Annotated in this window: 4 protein-coding genes; all 4 read right to left on the reverse strand. The window is 69.9% G+C overall.

The genetic code is table 11. The features are described 5' to 3' along the window. On the reverse strand, positions 1-201 hold a 201-nt coding region (locus tag QH195_RS33935), incomplete at its 3' end, for a hypothetical protein (protein ID WP_280438410.1). 4 nt (positions 202-205) lie between these two features. After that, positions 206-973 carry a Clp protease N-terminal domain-containing protein gene (locus tag QH195_RS33940; protein ID WP_280438411.1) on the reverse strand — a complete coding sequence of 256 codons (768 nt, stop codon included), beginning with the start codon at positions 971-973 and terminating at the stop codon, positions 206-208. A 52-nt stretch (positions 974-1,025) separates the two neighbouring features. Continuing rightward, positions 1,026-1,919, reverse strand: coding sequence for a CDP-alcohol phosphatidyltransferase family protein (locus tag QH195_RS33945; RefSeq protein WP_280438413.1), 894 nt, complete (start codon positions 1,917-1,919; stop codon positions 1,026-1,028). After that, positions 1,919-2,536: phosphatidylserine decarboxylase (locus tag QH195_RS33950; protein ID WP_280438412.1), on the reverse strand; the 618-nt coding region annotated here is incomplete at its 5' end. The genes QH195_RS33945 and QH195_RS33950, both read right to left, overlap by 1 nt.

The following is a 2,536-nucleotide window of genomic DNA, read 5'->3' on the forward strand; positions in this document are numbered from 1 at the left end:
CCTCCCCCCGCCCCCCCCCCCCGCGGGGCGGCGGGGGGGTGGGGGGCCCCCCGCCCCCCCCCCCCCCCGCGGCCCGCGCGGCGCCCCCCCCCCCCCCCCCCCCCCCCCCCCCCCCCCCCCCCCCCCCCCCCCCCCCGGCGCCCCCCCCGCGCCCTTTTCCGGTTTCCGGCACCCGGCGGAGGCATCGGCCCGCCGGGTCACCGCACTACGGTTTACCTGCGACGATCTGCTGGAGGAGTTCGACCAACCGGGTTTCGAGCGCATCCTTGCGCAGGCCCGCATCGGACAGGATGCCCGCCCCGTTCTCCTGCTCCAGGATCGCGAGCAGGACGTGTTCGGTGCCGATGTAGTTGTGACCGAGCCGCAGCGCTTCCCGGAATGTCAGTTCCAGAGCTTTCTTGGTTTCGGCGTCGAAGGGCACGAGTCCGCTCATCTTGCCGCTGGACGTTGCGGCCTTCAGTTCCTCGGGTGAGATCGCCGCGCCGGGTTCCGCCCCCGAGGCCGCGATGGCGGCAGCGGCGAGGTCGACCGGCGCGACACCCTGGTCGGCGATGAGCCGGACCGCGAGGCTGTCGGCTTCACTGAGCAGCCCGAGGATGAGATGGGGAAGGTGGATTTCGGCACTGCCGGATCCGCCGGCCGCCTCCTGCGCGGCGACGACCATGGTCCGGGCCCGTTCGGTGAATTTGGCGAAGCCCGCGTTGGGGTCCATTTCGGCGGACGGGTCTCCCGGAGCCTTGGGGACGAAACGTTTCTGTGCGGCCTGTTTGCTGACGCCCATACTGGCGCCGATTTCGGTCCAGGAGGCGCCCGAGCGGCGGGCTTGATCGACGAAGTGACCGATCAGATGGTCGGCCACATCGCCGAGGTGCCCCGCGGCGACCACCGCGTCGGAGAGCTGTTCCAGGGCATTGTCGGGACGGGCTTTTTTGATGACCTCGATGAGGTCGTCCAATCGCACTGGCGAGTTCATGCGTCAACTATAGGTTGACGCCCAATGGGTCGTCAACCAAAAGTTGACGATCTCAGTTGCGGCCGCTCGGCCGCCGCAACCGCAGCCGCGAATCCCCGCGCAACACCGGCCGCCGGATCTCCGGCCGGCGCAACACCGGCATCCGGCGATCGGCCCGGCGCTGAGCCCGCCGTTCGGCCGGTTTGTACTGCCAGGTCTCGGGCCGGGCGGCCACCCACCGCTGCGAATACCAGGCGAACGGAATATGACCGAGATACAGCACGATGAGCACCAGCAGCAGCACGATCGGATAGGTGATCAGCGCAGCACCGGCCAGGGCGACCAGCACCAGCAGACCCGCGGCGGCCTGGGGGGCCACCGAAACAGATTTCATCGCCAGCGTCGGAATCGTGCTCACACACAGCGCCGCGGTGAACACCGTCCAAGCCGCCACGATCGGGAAGCTGGTCCACCAGCCGTCGCCGAACTGGACGAACAACGCGATCGGCGCCATCGCGATGAGCGCACCCGCCGGCGCGGGCACGCCGACGAAGTACTCCCGCGCCCAATCCGGCCTGGTGTCGTCGTCCATCAGCGTGTTGAACCGCGCCAGCCGCAGCACGATGCTCACCGCGTACAGCAGGGCGATGATCCAGCCCGCACTACTGCTCTCACCGTCGAACAGCACGACATAGATCACCAGCGCCGGCGCCACACCGAACGAGATGGCGTCGGACAGCGAATCCAGCTCCGCGCCGATCTTGGTGGTGGCCGACAGCAACCGGGCCAGCCGGCCGTCCAAGGTATCGAGCACCGCGGCGGCGCCGATCATGGCAAGCGCGATCTCCAGCTCACCCTCGAGGCCGAATTTCACGGCGGAAAGCCCCGAGCACAGCGCCAGGATCGTGACGATACTGGGCAGCAACCTGATGGACCGGCGCCGCCTGCCTTCGATGACCTGCTCCATCACGACCCCGCCGACGGCAGAACCGCCAGCACCGTCTCCCCTCCGATCGTCCGCTGCCCGATGTTCACGAGCAGTTCGGTACCGGCCGGGAAATACGTATCGACCCGCGAGCCGAAACGGATCAGACCGTAGGTGTCGCCGATGGTGATCCGGTCACCGGGCGCCGCATCGCAGACGATCCGCCGCGCCAGCAGTCCGGCGATCTGGACCACCACCACCTGTTCCCCGGATTCGGTGTCGATCACCATGCTGTTGCGCTCGTTGACCGCGCTGGCTTCGGGGAGGTCGGCGGATTTGAAGCTGCCGCGCTGGTACTGCACATCGCGGACCACCCCGGAGACCGGCGTGCGCTGCACATGTACGTCGAGCACGGACAGGAAGATGCTCACCCGCGGCAGCGGCCGGTCCCCGAGACCGAGCTCGGCGGGCGGGGCGGCGGTATCGACGAGCGCCACCTCACCGTCGGGGGGGGGCCCCCCCCCCCCCCGCCGGGGGGGGGGGGGGCCCCCCGCCGACGGTGAGGTGGCGCTCGTCGATACCGCCGCCCCGCCCGCCGAGCTCGGTCTCGGGGACCGGCCGCTGCCGCGGGTGAGCATCTTCCTGTCCGTGCTCGACGT

Origin of the sequence: Nocardia carnea (assembly GCF_029868855.1) — a bacterium.
Classification (GTDB): domain Bacteria; phylum Actinomycetota; class Actinomycetes; order Mycobacteriales; family Mycobacteriaceae; genus Nocardia; species Nocardia carnea_A.

What these genes read in the sequence shown, in the direction of transcription:
- QH195_RS33940 (WP_280438411.1), bottom strand. Translation starts at nt 973, where the DNA reads ATGAACTCGCCAGTGCGATTGGACGACCTCATCGAGGTCATCAAAAAA.
- QH195_RS33945 (WP_280438413.1), bottom strand. Translation starts at nt 1,919, where the DNA reads ATGGAGCAGGTCATCGAAGGCAGGCGGCGCCGGTCCATCAGGTTGCTG.